The 15468-nt window shown below is 63.4% G+C and carries 14 protein-coding genes; 8 read left to right on the top strand and 6 right to left on the bottom strand.

Annotated features, from left to right (window positions below):
• Nucleotides 1-77: 77 nt before the first annotated feature.
• Together IGS60_RS20025 and IGS60_RS20020 are read left to right on the top strand one after the other, a co-directional pair.
• A complete protein-coding gene (locus tag IGS60_RS20025) occupies nucleotides 78-1865 on the top strand; it encodes a PAS domain S-box protein (protein WP_230505939.1) in 1788 nt (595 codons plus the stop codon).
• A gap of 63 nt (nucleotides 1866-1928) precedes the next feature.
• Nucleotides 1929-3068, top strand: coding sequence for a hypothetical protein (locus IGS60_RS20020; RefSeq protein WP_070313172.1), 1140 nt, complete (start codon nucleotides 1929-1931; stop codon nucleotides 3066-3068).
• 64 nt (nucleotides 3069-3132) lie between these two features.
• Here IGS60_RS20020 and rpoD read toward each other — a convergent pair whose 3' ends face one another.
• On the bottom strand, nucleotides 3133-5688 hold the full coding sequence (rpoD, locus tag IGS60_RS20015; RefSeq protein WP_070224996.1) for an RNA polymerase sigma factor RpoD: 2556 nt from the start codon (nucleotides 5686-5688) through the stop codon (nucleotides 3133-3135).
• Nucleotides 5689-6257: 569 nt separating this feature from the next.
• Here rpoD and IGS60_RS20010 point away from each other — a divergent pair.
• From IGS60_RS20010 to IGS60_RS20000, 3 genes are read left to right on the top strand one after another with little or no spacing between them, the layout of a single operon-like run.
• The gene (locus tag IGS60_RS20010) at nucleotides 6258-6767 is read left to right on the top strand and encodes a ProQ/FINO family protein (RefSeq protein WP_070224995.1); all 510 of its coding nucleotides are present in this window, start codon (nucleotides 6258-6260) and stop codon (nucleotides 6765-6767) included.
• A 9-nt stretch (nucleotides 6768-6776) separates the two neighbouring features.
• A complete protein-coding gene (locus IGS60_RS20005) occupies nucleotides 6777-7424 on the top strand; it encodes a 3'-5' exonuclease (RefSeq protein WP_070313170.1) in 648 nt (215 codons plus the stop codon).
• A 21-nt stretch (nucleotides 7425-7445) separates the two neighbouring features.
• On the top strand, nucleotides 7446-7868 hold the full coding sequence (locus IGS60_RS20000; RefSeq protein ID WP_070313169.1) for an SMI1/KNR4 family protein: 423 nt from the start codon (nucleotides 7446-7448) through the stop codon (nucleotides 7866-7868).
• A 21-nt stretch (nucleotides 7869-7889) separates the two neighbouring features.
• On the opposite strand, the gene IGS60_RS19995 is transcribed toward IGS60_RS20000, so the two are convergent.
• Both IGS60_RS19995 and IGS60_RS19990 read right to left on the bottom strand, forming a co-directional pair.
• Nucleotides 7890-8237 carry a DUF4870 domain-containing protein gene (locus IGS60_RS19995; protein WP_070224992.1) on the bottom strand — a complete coding sequence of 116 codons (348 nt, stop codon included), beginning with the start codon at nucleotides 8235-8237 and terminating at the stop codon, nucleotides 7890-7892.
• Nucleotides 8238-8326: 89 nt separating this feature from the next.
• On the bottom strand, nucleotides 8327-9748 hold the full coding sequence (locus tag IGS60_RS19990) for a PLP-dependent aminotransferase family protein (protein WP_230505938.1): 1422 nt from the start codon (nucleotides 9746-9748) through the stop codon (nucleotides 8327-8329).
• Nucleotides 9749-9957: 209 nt separating this feature from the next.
• Between IGS60_RS19990 and IGS60_RS19985 the strand changes: the two genes are divergently transcribed.
• Both IGS60_RS19985 and IGS60_RS19980 read left to right on the top strand, forming a co-directional pair.
• Entirely contained in the window at nucleotides 9958-10629 is a 672-nt protein-coding gene (locus tag IGS60_RS19985) for a c-type cytochrome (RefSeq protein ID WP_230505966.1), read from the top strand.
• Nucleotides 10626-11900, top strand: a complete 1275-nt coding sequence (locus tag IGS60_RS19980; RefSeq protein WP_230505937.1) for a cytochrome c — start codon at nucleotides 10626-10628, stop codon at nucleotides 11898-11900. Before IGS60_RS19985 ends, IGS60_RS19980 begins: the two co-directional genes overlap by 4 nt.
• Before the next feature lie 149 nt (nucleotides 11901-12049).
• Here the strand turns inward: IGS60_RS19980 and IGS60_RS19975 are convergent, their stop codons facing one another.
• Nucleotides 12050-12685: an SAM-dependent methyltransferase gene (locus IGS60_RS19975; RefSeq protein WP_070224987.1), complete on the bottom strand. Its 636-nt coding sequence runs from the start codon at nucleotides 12683-12685 to the stop codon at nucleotides 12050-12052.
• Between the two features lie 188 nt (nucleotides 12686-12873).
• On the opposite strand from IGS60_RS19975, the gene IGS60_RS19970 reads away from it, so the two are divergent.
• Nucleotides 12874-13659: a head GIN domain-containing protein gene (locus IGS60_RS19970; protein ID WP_070224986.1), complete on the top strand. Its 786-nt coding sequence runs from the start codon at nucleotides 12874-12876 to the stop codon at nucleotides 13657-13659.
• A 60-nt stretch (nucleotides 13660-13719) separates the two neighbouring features.
• On the opposite strand, the gene IGS60_RS19965 is transcribed toward IGS60_RS19970, so the two are convergent.
• Nucleotides 13720-14262 carry a YaeQ family protein gene (locus IGS60_RS19965; protein ID WP_070291303.1) on the bottom strand — a complete coding sequence of 181 codons (543 nt, stop codon included), beginning with the start codon at nucleotides 14260-14262 and terminating at the stop codon, nucleotides 13720-13722.
• A gap of 39 nt (nucleotides 14263-14301) precedes the next feature.
• Nucleotides 14302-15183: a formyltetrahydrofolate deformylase gene (gene purU, locus IGS60_RS19960; protein WP_230505936.1), complete on the bottom strand. Its 882-nt coding sequence runs from the start codon at nucleotides 15181-15183 to the stop codon at nucleotides 14302-14304.
• Nucleotides 15184-15468: the final 285 nt, after the last annotated feature.

Raw genomic sequence — 15468 nt, 5'->3', positions numbered from 1 at the left:
TTACACTAGCGTCGAATACTTTTCCCACTCCGGCGCCACGTGCACCGCAGCGGCCAACGATGACGCCAGGGACGCGTATGAGCAAATGGTCGATTGAAACGCTGAGTACGGCATGCGCCGCCCTCGTCCTGGTGGTGCTGGGCTGGCTGGCCGGCGCGGCCTGGCAGGAGCTCGACTCCTGGGAACATATCTGGCTGTTGCTGCTGCTGGCGGCAGCCGCCGGCACGGCCATGTGGCTGATGCGCAAGCTGCGCGCCCACCTCGCCAGCACGCGCTTGCAGCTCGATGCCAGCACCATGCGCTACCGCCACCTGAGCGAGACGGCGCAGGACGGCATGTGGCAAACGGATGCGCAAGGCACGATATTGCATCTCAACCAGCGCCTGTGCGACATGCTCGATATGCCTGCGGAAAAGCTGCTGGGCCATAAAATGAGCGAATTCTACGATGAGGCGACCTTGCTGCGCCTGTGTCCGCTGCGCCAGACAGCCACGGATAGCTGCATGGGCGAGCTGCAATACCGGCACAGCGACGGCTCGGAACGCTGGGCGATGATCAGCGGCCGCCGCCTGTACGACCAGCAGGGCACGCTGACGGGCGCGCTCGTGCTGGCCAGCGACATCACCGAACAAAAGCGGGCCGAACATGCATTGAGCGTCGCCCATGCGGAGCTGGAAAGCCGCGTGGCCCTGCGCACGGCCCAGCTGCTCGACGTCAATCTCCAGCTATCGGCGGAAATCGCCATGCGCGCGCAAACGGAAGCGGCCCTGGCGCGCAGCGAAGAACGGCTGCAGGACATCATCTCCATGATGCCCCTGTCGCTGTTCCTGAAAGATGCCGATTCGCGCATCGTGCTGATGAACCAGGCTTGCGAGCAGCAATGGGGCGTGCGCCAGCAGGACATTGCCGAAGGGCGCGACTTGCAGCATTTCCCCAGCGACCAGAACGTGGGCTTCCACGCGGCGGACCAGGAAGCGTTTGCCAGCCGCAAGGTGGTGATACGCGAAGAACTGGTATGGAATGCGCAGCTGCAGGAAAATCGCCTGCTGCAGACACACAAGAAACCCATCTTCGACGCCGAAGGGCGGCCGCAGATGATCATCGCCATGGCCATCGACATCACCGACAGCAAGCGCAACGAGGAAAACCTGGAGCGCACCCTGGCCCAGCTGCGCGAACTGAGCGATCACCAGCAAACGATCAAGGAAGAGGAACGCCGGCGCATCGCGCTCGACATTCATGACGACCTGGGCCAGAACCTGATGGTGCTGCGCATCGATGTGTCGCTGCTGCATGCGCGCACGGCCGAGACCCATCCGCGCCTGCACCGCCACGCGCAGCGCGTGCTCGACACCATCGACACCACCATCCGCTCGGTGCGCACCATCATCAATGACCTGCATCCCAGCACCCTCGAACTGGGACTGGGTCCGGCGGCCGAATGGCTGCTCCGCCAGATGGAAAGCCGCGGCGCCATCCGCTACCGGCTCACGCTCGACAGCGAGGTGCCGGACCTGGGCCTCGATCAGCGCCAGACCTCGGCCATCTTCCGCGTGCTGCAGGAATCGCTGTCGAACATCGTGCGCCACGCCCAGGCCAGCGAAGTGGAGGTGGCGCTTGAGCAAGATGCGGATTCCATCATCCTGCGCATCAGCGACAACGGCATCGGCATGCAGCCGGGCGACGACGGCAAGCGGGCCGCCTTCGGCCTGAAAAGCATACGCGAACGTGTCCACGCGCTGGGCGGCGAACTGCGCATCGACAGCCAGGCGGGCCGGGGCACGGTGCTGACCATCTACCTGCCCCACGCCGCCAGGCGCGCCATGCCGGCCATGCCCGAACACAAGCATTACCAAAAACAGTAACAAATTAGATATGCATTTTTGGCAAATAAAAGTATAGTAAGTTTTTTCCTAGAGGAAACTATCATGCTGACACGGTTCTCCCGCCTCCCCGCCCCATTGCTCGGCCTGCTCCTGCTGGCCGCCGTTTCCAGCGCCAGCGCCACCATTTATGCCGAACGGGGCTTTGGAGAAAGGGATGGCAACGGCAGCATCGCATCCGACCTGAACCCGGCTGGCCTGGTGGCCGGCATCATCATGGAAGAAGAAGGACGGCGCCGCGCCGTGACGTATCAGCATGGCCGCCTCCGCGAGCTGGGCACCCTGGGCGGCGATGAAGGTTTTACCAAGGCCATCAATATCCATGGCGCAGTGGTCGGTTCGGCGCAAACGGCCAGCGGCGCCTGGCACGCCTTCCGCTACGACGCGGCCGGCGGTATGCGCGACCTGGGCACCTTGGGCGGTACCAGCAGCTATGCCACGGCCATCGCACAAGGCGGCCAGGTGGCCGGCTATGCCGACACGAGCGGCGGCGATTTCCACGCCTTTGTGACAAAAGCCGACCACAGCCTGCAAGACCTGGGCACCCTGGGCGGCGCCAGCAGCTATGCCAGCGGCCTGAACAACCATGGCGTGGTGGTGGGCACGGCCCAGCGCGGCGATGGCTACCGCCGCGCCTTCGTCTACCACCCCGGCGCGGGCATGCAGGAAATCGGTACCCTGCCCGGCGGGCGCATCAGCTCGGCCACCGCCATCAATGACGCGGGCCTGATCGTGGGCGCCTCGGAAACGGAAAAACGCCGCTGGCACGCGTTTGCCTGGGATGGCAAGCGCATGCTGGACCTGGGCGCCCTGATCGGCCAGGGCGACAGCTACGCCACGGCCGTCAACGCGGCCGGGCACGTCGTCGGCAGCGTCAACATCAACGGCTTTGAACCGATGACCTTTGTCTACAAGGAAGGCGTGATGACGGTACGCCGCCGCGACGACGGCCTGTATCTGACCAACAAGATCACGGACGCCGGCCTGGTGGTGGGCGCCGTCTACACAGGGCATAAATTCCAGGCCTTCGCCGTGCCCTCGCAAGCATCGCCGCCGCCGCCGCGCCGCAACCCGCTGGACTGGTTCTTCCTGACCGTCATCGCCGCCGCCTGCGGCGCAGCCCTGTTCCGCGCGCGCCGGCACGTGCGTGCCGGCCTGCTGGGACAGCGCACGCATTTTCTGTAAATCGGCACAGGTACGGACGAAAAAAAAGAGGCTTGCGCCTCTTTTTTTATTGCCTGCTGACCGCTTAGTTTTGCGTCAGGAAAGTCTTCAGCTTGTCCGAACGCGAAGGCTGACGCAGCTTGCTCATGGCTTTCGCTTCGATCTGGCGGATGCGCTCGCGCGTCACGTCGAACTGCTTGCCCACTTCTTCCAGCGTGTGGTCGTTCGACATTTCCACGCCGTAACGCATGCGCAGCACTTTCGCTTCGCGCGGCGTCAGGGAATCGAGTACTTCCTTGATCACGTTGCGCATCGAGGCGTGCAGCGCGGCGTCCAGCGGCGCCAACGTCGTGTTGTCTTCGATGAAGTCGCCCAGTTGCGAATCGCCATCTTCGCCCATCGGCGTTTCCATGGAAATCGGCTCTTTCGCGATCTTCATGATTTCGCGCACCTTGTTTTCCGGCATTTCCATCTTGACGGCCAGGGTCGCCAGGTCCGGCTCGCTGCCCGTTTCCTGCATGATCTGGCGCGAGATGCGGTTCATCTTGTTGATCGTTTCGATCATGTGCACCGGCACGCGGATGGTGCGGGCCATGTCGGCGATCGAACGCGTGATCGCCTGGCGTATCCACCAGGTGGCGTAGGTCGAGAACTTGTAGCCGCGGCGGTATTCGAATTTATCGACGGCCTTCAGCAGACCGATGTTGCCTTCCTGGATCAAGTCGAGGAATTGCAAGCCGCGGTTGATGTATTTCTTCGCGATCGAAATGACCAGGCGCAAGTTGGCGACCGTCATTTCGCGTTTCGCGTGACGCGCGCGCTTTTCGCCGGCAGCCATCTGCTTGTTGATCTTGCGCAAGTCCGCCAGCGGCAGGGCCACGCGCGCTTGCAGGTCGATCATCTTCTTTTGCAGTTCCTTGACGGCAGGCACGTTACGGCTGAGGATGGCGCTGTACGGGTACTTGCAGTCGACTTCGCGGTCGACCCATTCCAGGTCGCATTCATTGCCCGGGAACACCTTGATGAAGTGGGCGCGCGGCATGCCGCATTTGTTCACGCACAGTTCCAGCACGGCGCGCTCGATGTGGCGCACTTCTTCCATCTGGCCGCGCAGAGTGTCACACAGCTTTTCCACGACCTTGGCCGTGAAGCGTATGCCCAGCAATTCCTGCGAAATGGCTTCCTGCGCCTTGATGTAGGCTTTCGAGTTGTAACCTTCGGGCGCCTTGCGCATCTTGTCGTACTGCGTGGAAATGACGTTGAATTTCTCCAACGCATTCTTTTTCAGCTGGGCCAATTGCTCGCTGGAGAAACCGGCAGCGCCGCCATTGGCGTCGCCGTCTTCTTCCTCGGCTTCCTCTTCCTCTTCCTCGTCGTCACCGCTGGCGGCGGCAGGCGCGGCGGGAGCGGCGGCCGGCGCCGGGGCATTGCTTTCGTTCAAATCCACAAAGCCGTCGACCACTTCATCGACCTTGATTTCATCGCGCGCAATTTTTTGCGACAGCGCAACGATTTCGCCGATCGTGGTGGGGCAGGCGGAAATAGCCTGAATCATGTCTTTCAGGCCGCCTTCGATGCGCTTGGCGATCTCGATCTCGCCTTCGCGCGTCAGCAGCGCCACGGCGCCCATTTCACGCATGTACATGCGCACGGGGTCGGTGGTGCGGCCGAAGTCGGAGTCGACCGTCGACAGGGCAGTGGCGGCAGCCGCTTCCACTTCATCGTCGCTGGTGACGGTGGCGACGTTGTCAGTCAACAACAGGCTTTCCGCGTCAGGGGCGCGCTCGTAGACGGCGATGCCCATGTCGTTGAAAGTGGCGATGATGCCTTCGATCGCTTCCGGATCGATGATGTTTTCCGGCAATTGGTCATTGATCTCGGCGTAGGTGAGGAAACCGCGTTCCTTGCCCATGTTGATCAAGCCCGTGATCTGCTTGCGGCGGCGTTCCAGGTCCGCTGCCGATGCTTCCGGATCGCCGAGCGCGTCCGCCAGGCCGCCCTTGGCCTTGCGGTCGCGCGCTTTCGACACGGCCTTCAGTTCGGCGCGCTCGACGGCGTTCAGTGCCGCCACTTCATCGTTTTCCGGCGTGAATTCGCTCGGCTTGCGGCCGCGGCGGCCCGGCACCTTGACGGTCGGCAGGAAGTAATTCGAGGTGTCGATGGCGGCCAGGGCATCGGCGTCCGTGGTCTTGCTGACCACTTGCGCGCCGGTGATGATGGTCACGGGCGCTGCCTCAGGCTTGGCGCGCACGACTTTCGAGCGGGCTGCCGTCACCACCTTGTTCGTGGCGGCGCTTTCGCTGACCTTGCGCGGCGCGGCCGGGGCCTTGGCGCCGGGGGCGACCTTCACGCTTGGCGTTTTGGCCGGTGCGGCGTCGGCCACCTCGGCCACTTCGGCAACGGCGTCGACAGCCGCCGCTGGCGCTTCGGCAGCCGCATCGGCCGGCGGCACGGCAGCCAGGCGCGAGCGGCTTTTCTTCACCACGGTGACGACGGTCGGCGCCGTCGTGACGGTGGCTTCCGGATTCGCTTGCGCATTATCGATGAAGTAAGATAAAGTCGTTTTGGGTACGGCAAGTGGCGCCGCGGCTGGGCGTGGCGCCTTGGCGGACAACGTTAAAGTTTTTGGCGTATTCTTCATGAGATATCTCTTAATGCGAGACCAGATGGTGTCGGCGCGAAGTGAATGATTCCACCTAAGCCTGCGAAACCGGACTCGATGGAGCGTATTGTTGCGGCTGCCGTGTTAACGGCAGCGGCGCCTGTCTATCGGGACGTTCAAAGCCCGCGCATCCGTCATGCGGAGCGGCGGGGCCGAAGCCGGGTCAGATAAATAAGCGATGTACATTGCGGAATGAAAAAAAGCCCGTACCAGAACGGGCTTGAATCTATTGTTGTTCAGTGAAGACACAGCGGAGAGCAAGATTATGCACGAAGGCCAGTTATCTGGATAATTGATAAGCAAAATGTCTGATATCAAAAATATCAATAATGATGGCCCTGCACCGCACTGCTCCTATCCCCTGCACACCTGAGCCAGACCATCAAAAACGGGGTCCAGTCATCAGCGCAAGCCGACATTATACACATTTCCCGTATTTCGCGCTGTGTCCGCTGTAGGGCGGACCCGCTTGTTGCAGCGCAAGTTGCCAAAAAAGACAATGCACTTGCCTGTGGCGCGTGCTATGCTCCCCTTTTATAGCCCAACCAATGATGTCGATGACCAGCTCCACGCCAGACCAGCAAGCCACCACTCCTGACACGCCAGTCGATGCAGCCCCAGCGGCGGCACCGGCCGCAGCGACCACGCCGGCGCCTGCCGGCCTGACCGCACGCGCGCTGCTGAAGCAGTTCCAGGAGCAATTCCCGCCATTCCGCGATTGCCTGCCCTTGTCGATCGGTATCGACAAGCAGATCCTGGCGCGCCTGCCGGACCTGGACCGCAAGCTGATGCGCACGGCGCTGGGCATCCACACGGGTTCGCTGCGCTACCTGCGCGTGATGGAAAAAGCCAAGATCCGCTACGACCTCGACGGCACGGCCGGCGCGGAAGTGACGCAAACGCACCGCGACCACGCCACGCAAGTCTTGCAGCAGCGCTTCAAGAAGGAAGCCGAGCGCAAGAAAGCCGAGCGCGACGCGGCGGCCGCCGAAGAAGCGAACCGCTTGCGCCTGGAAAAACTGAATCAGCTGACCGCGAAATTCTCGCGCAAAGGCTGATCCGGTTTCATGGACACAGCTGCCGTACCGCCACTCCCCCCGTATCAAGGCATCGCCCTCGACCACGTCAAGCTGGTACGTACCAGCGATGATGCACAGGCGGCCATGGCCGCCCTGCTGGCAGCGGACGCCATCGGCTTCGATACGGAGTCGAAGCCTACTTTTGTGAAGGGCGAGTCCTCCACGGGGCCGCATCTGATCCAGCTGGCTACCGACGACATCGCCTACCTGTTCCAGGTGGGCAGCACGCCGGCGCCGGCCCTGGCCGAACTCAAAGCCATCCTCGAATCGACCACCACCCTGAAGGTGGGCTTTGGCCTGTCCGACGACGTCAAGCGCCTGCGCAACAAGCTGGGCATCGCGCCAGCCCAGGTGCTCGACCTGTCCGTCGCCCTGCGCGGCGGCCAGCGCAACGACCTGGGCGCGAAGACGGCCGTGGCCAAATTTTTCGGCCTGCATCTGCAGAAATCGAAAAAGATCTCCACCACCAACTGGGCCACGTCGCGCCTGACGGAAAAGCAGATCCTGTACGCGGCCGACGATGCGCAAGTGGCCCTGCGCGTGTACCGCCGCTGGATCGCCGAAGGCGGCAAGGTGGCGCCGCAAAAAGCGCCGCGCGTCAGCACCCCGCCTGCCCCGCCGCCAGTCGCCGCCTGAGCCGGCGCGCCTTCCTGCAACATGAGCAAGAACAAGTCCATCGGCACCACGCCTGACGCGATCACCGCCGCCGAACAGGCGCTGGGGCGTGGGCTGCCCGCGTCCTACGTACAATGGTTATTGGTCAACAATGGCCGCGCGCTGGGCGCCTTGAGCATATTTCCCGTCTACGACGCGGCTAATGCGCGCAAGACGTGGGAATCGATAGAACGCCATTACCGCACCGACTGGCAAGAGTGGCTCGAGAATACGGATGACGGCGATGCCGCATCCCTGCTGCCCTTTGCCCAGTTCGGCACGGGCGATTACTATTGTTTTGACTATGCGCAAACGGGTCCATCGGGCGAGCCGGTGGTCGTGCTATGGTCGCACGAAACAGGGACTGCCACCACAGTGGCGCCCGACTTTGCGTCATTCCTGATACTGCCCGGCCGCCCGGGCTGACACCCGGCGGCCGGCGCAGCCTTATTTAACCAGGCGCAAGGTCAGGGGATAGCGGTAAGTGACGCCATTGCTGGCCTTGACGGCAGCGACGATCGAGCACACCAGATTGGCCAGCGCCACGATCCAGAACAGGAACAGGCCGATCAGCACGAACGACAGGATGAAGCAGGCGAAATACCAGATGATCAGGGTGATCTGGAAATTGAGCGCTTCGCGGGCATTCTCGGCCGAGAATTGATCCGCATCGTCTTTCTTGATCAAGTAAATGATCAGCGGCGCCACCCAGCTGGTGAACAGGCCGCCAACGTGGGACAGAATGGCCAGCGTCGTATCTTGCGTACGACCCAGTTCCGGCTGCGTGTTATCCATTATCTTTCCCATCATTCGTTATAGATACTTCAATATAACAGCAATATTTCCTTTTGGAATGAAACACTTGCTGGCGCAAGGACTTTTTTTCATGTGCCGCTTGCCGCCCTCTGCGCCAGCCGCCCCAGGGTGGCGATGGCCTCTTCCAGCTGCGGACTCCACGGGTGGCCATAATTGAGGCGGATGCAGTGGCGAAACGCGCGCGTGGCGGAAAAGATGGGGCCGGGCGCGATGCTGATGCCGGCCGCCAGCGCGCTGCGGTGCAGGGCCAGCGCATCGATGCCCGCCGGCATTTCAACCCAGACGAAATAGCCGCCCTGCGGCCGCGTTACCCGCGTGCCGGGCGGAAAATGCACGGCGATCGCTTGCAGCATGGTGTTTTGCTGCGCAGCCAGGGTCAAGCGCAGCTGGCGCAAATGGCGGTCGTAGCCGCCCTGCGCCAGATAATCGGCCAGCGCCATCTGCAGGGGGATGGGCGCAGACAGGCTCGTCGTCAGTTTCAAGCGCTCGACCTGGCGCGCATAGCGGCCCGCCACGGCCCAGCCCAGCCGGAAACCGGGCGCCAGGGTCTTGGAAAACGAGCTGCAATGCATGACGAGGCCCGCGCTGTCGTGGCTTTTCGTCAGGCCCGGACGCTGCTTGCCGAAATACAGCTCGCCATACACGTCATCCTCGATCAGCGGCACGCCATGGCGCGCCAGCAGTTCGACCAGCGCGCGCTTCTTTTCCGGCGGCATCAGGCTGCCCAGGGGGTTCTGGAAACTCGTCATCAGCCAGCACGCCTTGGGCCCGTGGCGTTGCAGCAACTCTTCCAGCGCGGCCAGGTCGACGCCGTCACGGGGGCTGGTGGCGATCTCGACGGCCTTGAGTTCCAGCCGCTGCAGCGCCTGCAGGCAGGCATAGAAGCTGGGCGACTCGATCAGCACCGTGTCGCCGGGCCGCGTGACGGCTTGCAGGCACAGGTTCAGCGCTTCCAGCGCGCCATTCGTGATGACGATGTCGTCGCTGGAAACGGGCACGCCGTCAAGCTGGTAGCGCAGGGCGATCTGGCGGCGCAGCTCGGCATTGCCCAGCGATAAATCGGTGACGGTGCTCCACGGGTCGAGGCGGCGCATGCTGGCCGACACGGCCCGCGCCAGCCGCTCCATGGGGAACAGCTGCGGGCTGGGAAAGGCCGAGCCGAACGGCACGATATCGCGCGCGCCCGCGGCGCCCAGCACCTCGAACACGAGGTCGCTGACATCGACGGTGGTGCTGGCGTCGAGCGGGTGGGAACTGTCCGGCTCGGGGGCCAGCGCGGCGCGCTGCGGCGCCACGTAATAGCCGGAGCGGGGACGCGAGACGATCATGCCGCGCGCTTCGAGCAAATAATACGCCTGGAACACGGTCGACGGGCTGACGCCCCTGCGCGCATGCTGCTGGCGTACGGAGGGCAATTTATCGCCAGGCAGCAACAACTGCGTGGCTATCATGGCGGCGACTTCTTCCGCCAATTCCTCATATCGTTTCAACCCTGCTCCTCAAACTGATCCGTAGTTTTATTGCACAACTGATCCTGTCACAGTGACAGTACCCGGTATATGCTAGGGTAACAACATCCGGGCAGCAACACCGGCACGGCACATCGACCGACGAGACAGGTTATTTCCCCATGCAACTCCCCATGCTACTGCATTCTCCCCGCGTGCTGGTGCTGGCCCTGGCTATCGCCTGGCCCGGCATGGTGCTGGCCGCGCCCGCCGCGCTGCCAGCCGGCCACGACAGCCTGGAACAGCGCATCAAGGCGTGCACGGCCTGCCATGCGCCGAAGGAACGCCACGACGCCTTCTTTCCCCGCATCGCCGGCAAGCCTTCAGGCTACCTGTACAACCAGCTGCTGAACTTTCGCGAGGGACGGCGCCAGTATCCGATGATGAACTACATGGTCGAACACTTGCCCGACGATTACATGCGCGAAATCGCCGAGTATTTTGCGGCGCAGCACCCTGCACCGCCGCCGGCCCAGCCCAGCGGCGCCGGCACGATGGCCCTGGAACGCGGCAAGCAGCTGGTGCTGCACGGCGATACCAGTAAAAAGATTCCCGCCTGCATCGCCTGCCATGGCGAGAAGCTGGCCGGCGTGGCGCCCGCCATCCCCGGCTTGCTGGGCTTGCCGCGCGACTATATCAACGCCCAGCTGGGTGCCTGGAAGAACGGCATCCGCCGCGCCCACGCGCCCGACTGCATGGCGCAAGTGGCGCAGCGCCTGTCGGACGCGGACGTGGGCGCCGTCTCGGCCTGGCTGGGCACGCAAGTGGCCAGCGCCGACGCGCGCCCCGCCAGCAGCATCGCCCTGCCCTTGCCCCTGCATTGCGGCGGCGTGCCGGGCTCCGGTGCGCAGGTGGCGCCATGAAAAAATGGATGATCGCGATTGCCGGCGTTGCCATCGTTGCGGCCGGCGCCAGATTCGTACTGTACCCAGACGACGACATGGGCCCGCCCGCCGTTGCCAGCACCCTGAGCCAGGAACAGCTGGTCGCGCGCGGCGCCTACCTGGCCAAGGCGGGCGATTGCATGGCCTGCCACACGACGCGCGGCGGCGTGCCCTACGCGGGGGGACGCGCCCTGCAGACGCCGTTCGGCAAGGTGCTCTCGCCCAACATCACGGCCGACAAGGAAACGGGCATCGGCAGCTGGACGGCCGACGATTTCTGGCGCGCCATCCACAACGGCAAGTCGAAAGACGGCCGGCTGCTGTATCCGGCCTTTCCCTACACCAGCTACACCAAGGTGCAGCGCGAAGACAGCGACGCCCTGTATGCGTATTTCCAAAGCGTGCCGCCGCACAAGCAGGAGAATACGCCGCACGCGCTGCGCTTCCCCTACAACCAGCAGATCGCCCTGGCGGCCTGGCGCGCGCTGTATTTCAAGCCAGGCGTGTACCAGCCGCTCACGGGCAAAAGCATGGAATGGAACCGGGGCGCCTACCTGGTGCAAGGCCTGGGCCACTGCAGCGCCTGCCATAGCAGCCGCACCACCCTGGGCGGCAGCGACGACGGCCTGTCGGGCGGCCTGATCCCCGTGCTGGGCTGGTATGCGCCGTCGCTGACGTCCGACGCGGAAGCGGGCCTGGGCGACTGGGACACGGCGCATATCGTGGACTTGCTGCAAACGGGCGTCTCGCCGCGCGCCACCGTCTTCGGCCCCATGGCGGAGGTCGTGCGGCAAAGCTTGCAGCACATGAGCGGCGCCGACGTGCAGGCGATGGCCGTCTACCTGAAAAGCCTGCCCGGCCCCTCGCAGCACGCGCAACGGGCGCCGCGCGACACGTCGGAGCAAGCCCGGCAGCAACTGGCGCTGGGCGCAAAACTGTATGAAGCGCAGTGCGCAAGCTGCCACCAGGCCGACGGCAAGGGTGTACCGCCCGGCTACCCGCCGCTGGCCGGCAACCGCGCGCTGACGACGGTCTCGGCCGTGAACGCCATCCGCCTCGTGCTGAACGGCGGCTTCGCGCCCGGGACAAAAGGCAACCCGCGTCCCTACGGCATGCCGCCGTTCGGTCCCGTCATGGATGATGCGGAAGTGGCGGCCGTGGTCACGTATCTGCGCGCGTCGTGGGGCAATGATGCGCCGGCGGTGTCGGCGCTGGAGGTAAACAAATACCGCAGCGTGCCGCTGGAGTAGCGCGCCTGAAAAACGTCCATGGCGGCGTTGCATCTCCTTGCCGTACTAGTCGTACTGTCTGCGTCGATGTGCCTTGCCCTGAACGTTTTGCAGACGCGCATACAAAAAAAGCCGGCTCGCGCCGGCTTTTTCATGAACCACAGCCGTTCTCAGCGGAACTTGCTCTTGTGCCCCGTTTTGAGGTCCAGCGCATAGCGCACGCCGTTGTCCGTCAGCATGACTTCATCGGGCGGTTCCTCGCCGGCCAAGGCGCCGTCGATCAGGGGCAAGCCTTCGCCCTTGCGCATCAGGTCGTCGCAGCGCTCGTACACGTTGACGCAGCCGGTGGACGCCATCAGCGATTGCACGATGGCCACTTTCCACGCGTCGACGCCGCCGGCGTTGAATTCGCAGATCAGATAGCCCTGCACGCCGCCAAACAGTTGCACCACCAGGCCCGGCAAGCCCTCGTCTTCACCCTTGATCAGGGTCAGCAGCTGGTTTTCGCCGGCCTTCTTGATGGCTGGCAGTTTTTTCTCGATGGCGGCCTTGACCCTGCGCTTGATCAGCGCGTGGTCGACCGGTTCGTCTTCCTTGAAGCTCCAGATGCGCGCGCGGATCTGCGACTTCGAATTGTAGGCGGCGCGGGCGATAAATTGTTTCGAAGAACTCTGCACGATGGCCGTCGAGCCGGGCTTCATTTTTTCCTGCGGCTTGCCTTCGACTTTTTCAATCGCGGACGCGTAAATCCACGATTGGCCCAGCAAGCTCTTTTCCTTGCCCTGTTTGATGGTGATGATCAGCATGTAATTCCAGTAGTGTGAGCGGCGCGTGCCGGTCGTCGTATGTCCAATACCGGCATGATACCTCATGCCATCCTGTCGCATCCTCCTGCATTCCATGCCGCTGCCGGCGCAGTCTGTCGCAGCGCGCTACGCAGGCGCAGCAGCCTCGCATACCATGCCTGCAGTCCAATTCAAAACAGGGAGCAAGAATGACACCGACACTTTTCCACCGCCGCCGCTTCAGCGCCGCGACCGCCCTGCTGCTGGCCGCCTGCGCGCTGGCCATGCCGGCCGCGCCGGCGCTGGCCTCGCCACTGGACTGGATTTCCGGCAACAGCATCCAGGGCAGCGGGAAGCTGCAAAAACAGACGCGCGATGTGGGCAGTTTCCATGGCGTGGCGCTGAACGTGCCGGGCACGGTCGAGCTGCGTATCGGCAACACGGACAGCGTCACCATCGAAGCCGACGACAATATCCTGCCGCTGATCGAGACAGCTGTGGAAAACGGCACCCTGCGCATCCGCCCCGCCAAGCGCAACGCGAATTTCCGCCAGAGCAGCCTGACCATCGTCATCCAGGCGCGCCAGGTGGAGCGCGTCAGCGTGGGCGGCTCGGGCAACATCACGGCAACGGGCTTGCGGGCCGAGAATCTGCGCTTCGACGTGGGCGGTTCCGGCTCCATCAACGCGCGCGAGCTCGACAGCCGCCAGGTGTCCGTGGCCATCGGCGGCAGCGGCAACTTCAAGGCCAGCGGCAAGACCGAGCAGCTGACGGCGTCGATCGGCGGCTCGGGCAATATCCAGGCGGGCAAGCTGGCCGCGCGCGACGTGCAGGTGAGCATCGGCGGCTCGGGCGAAGCGCAGGTATGGGCCAAGGATGACTTGACCATCAGCATCGGCGGTTCGGGCGAAGTCAGCTACTACGGCGACCCGCGCATCAGCCGCAGCATGCAGCGTTCGAGCAGCATCAAGCGCCTGGGTGCCGCGCCGAATTAAGCCCCCACAATGACAAAAGCCCGGAGCGATCCGGGCTTTTTGCGTTTCAGACAGCCAACATCAGCGTGCCGGCTTCACCGGTTCGCGGTCGATCAGGACCGTGTTGACGCTGTCGGTCAGCCAGATCTGGCCATCCTGGATCGTGCATTGCAGCTGCATGGTGCGCTGCGCCAGCTTGCTCATGTCTTGCGCCGCCTCGGACGGCAAGTTGATCACGGTCAAGTTCTTCGCCCGTTCCAGTTTATTCGCGATCTGCTTCCACCAGATGTGGCTGGTTGCGCCATAGCTGTAGACGATGACCTGTTCCGAACGGCCGCAGGCCTTCAGGATGCGCTTTTCGTCGGGCTGGCCCACTTCGATCCACAGCTGGATGGCGCCCGTCAAATCCTTCTGCCACAGGTCGGGCTCTTCCGTATCGAACAGGCCCTTGGTGAAGGTCAGCGCCTCGTCCGCATGGATGGCGAACGCCAGCAGGCGCACCATCATGCGCTCGTCCGTTTCGGACGGGTGGCGCGCCAGAGTCAGCGCATGATCCTGGTAGTAATTGCGGTCCATGTCGGCGATCTGCAGATCGGCTTTGAAAATTGTTGCTTTGAGGGCCATCGTGTTTCTGTCTCGGTAAAGTAAATAGTGAAGCCGGTATCAGCGGAAAACCACGGTCTTGTCGCCATTTTTCAGGATGCGATGCTCGACGAACCATTTCACGGCGCGCGCCAGCACCACGCACTCGACGTCGCGGCCGATGGCCGTCAGCGTTTCCGCATCCATCGCATGGTCGACGCGCTCGACGTCCTGCTCGATGATCGGGCCTTCGTCCAGGTCGCCCGTGACGAAGTGGGCCGTCGCGCCGATCAGCTTGACGCCGCGGTGGTGCGCCTGCGCATACGGCTTGGCGCCCTTGAAGCTGGGCAGGAAGGAGTGGTGGATATTGATGGCGCGGCCGTCGAGCGCCTGGCACAGGCCGGGCGACAGGATCTGCATGTAGCGCGCCAGCACCACCAGGTCGATCTTGTGCGTGTCCATCAGGTCGAGGATCTTCGCTTCCTGCGCCAGCTTGGCCGCTTCCGACGCACCGGCCGCCAATGGCAAGTGGTGGAAGGGAATATTGTAGCTGGCCGCCAGCTGGTAGAACTCCATGTGATTCGACACGATGGCGGGAATTTCCACGTTCAGCAAGCCGCTCTTGTAGCGGAACAGCAAATCGTTGAGGCAATGGCCGATCTTCGACACCATCAGCATCACGCGCGGCTTGACGCGCGCATCGTGCAACTGGCCATGGAAGGGGCCATTGCGCTGCATGACTTGCGACAAGTCGGCGAAGTCGCTGCGCAACTGGGCGTCGCTGACGGCGCCGTCTTCCAGCGCGAAATGCACGCGCATGAAGAACAGCTGGGATTCCTGGTCGCCGAACTGGGCGGAATCGAGGATGTTGCAGCCGTGATCGGCCAGGAAGCCGGACACGCGGTGCACGATGCCGCGCTGGTCCAGGCAGGACAGGGTCAGGATGTATTCGGGATGCGTCATGGTCGCGGAAATAGGTAAAAAAGTAAGGCGATGCTCGGCTCAGCCACGCGCGCCGGCCATCGGCTGCGCTGCCGCGAGCCGGCTATTGTCGCACGGCCGGGCCGGTAAGCCGGCATTTTCCACACAAACAGCATGGCTGCCAGCAGCAGCGAGCTAACTGGCGTTCATTTGATCTAACACAAAGCCATCGCGTTTTTGCGCCTGCCAGCTCCCATTCTCGCGCCAAACCGGTAACTGGCGTGGAACCTGGCACGCCATCCGGCGTCTATCTCTTTGCTTGTTTCA

Origin of the sequence: Janthinobacterium sp. FW305-128 (assembly GCF_020858135.1) — a bacterium.
Taxonomy (GTDB): Bacteria; Pseudomonadota; Gammaproteobacteria; order Burkholderiales; family Burkholderiaceae_D; genus Janthinobacterium.
The sequence above is the reverse complement of the archived record's forward strand: the minus strand, read 5'-3'. Positions and strand labels throughout refer to the sequence as shown.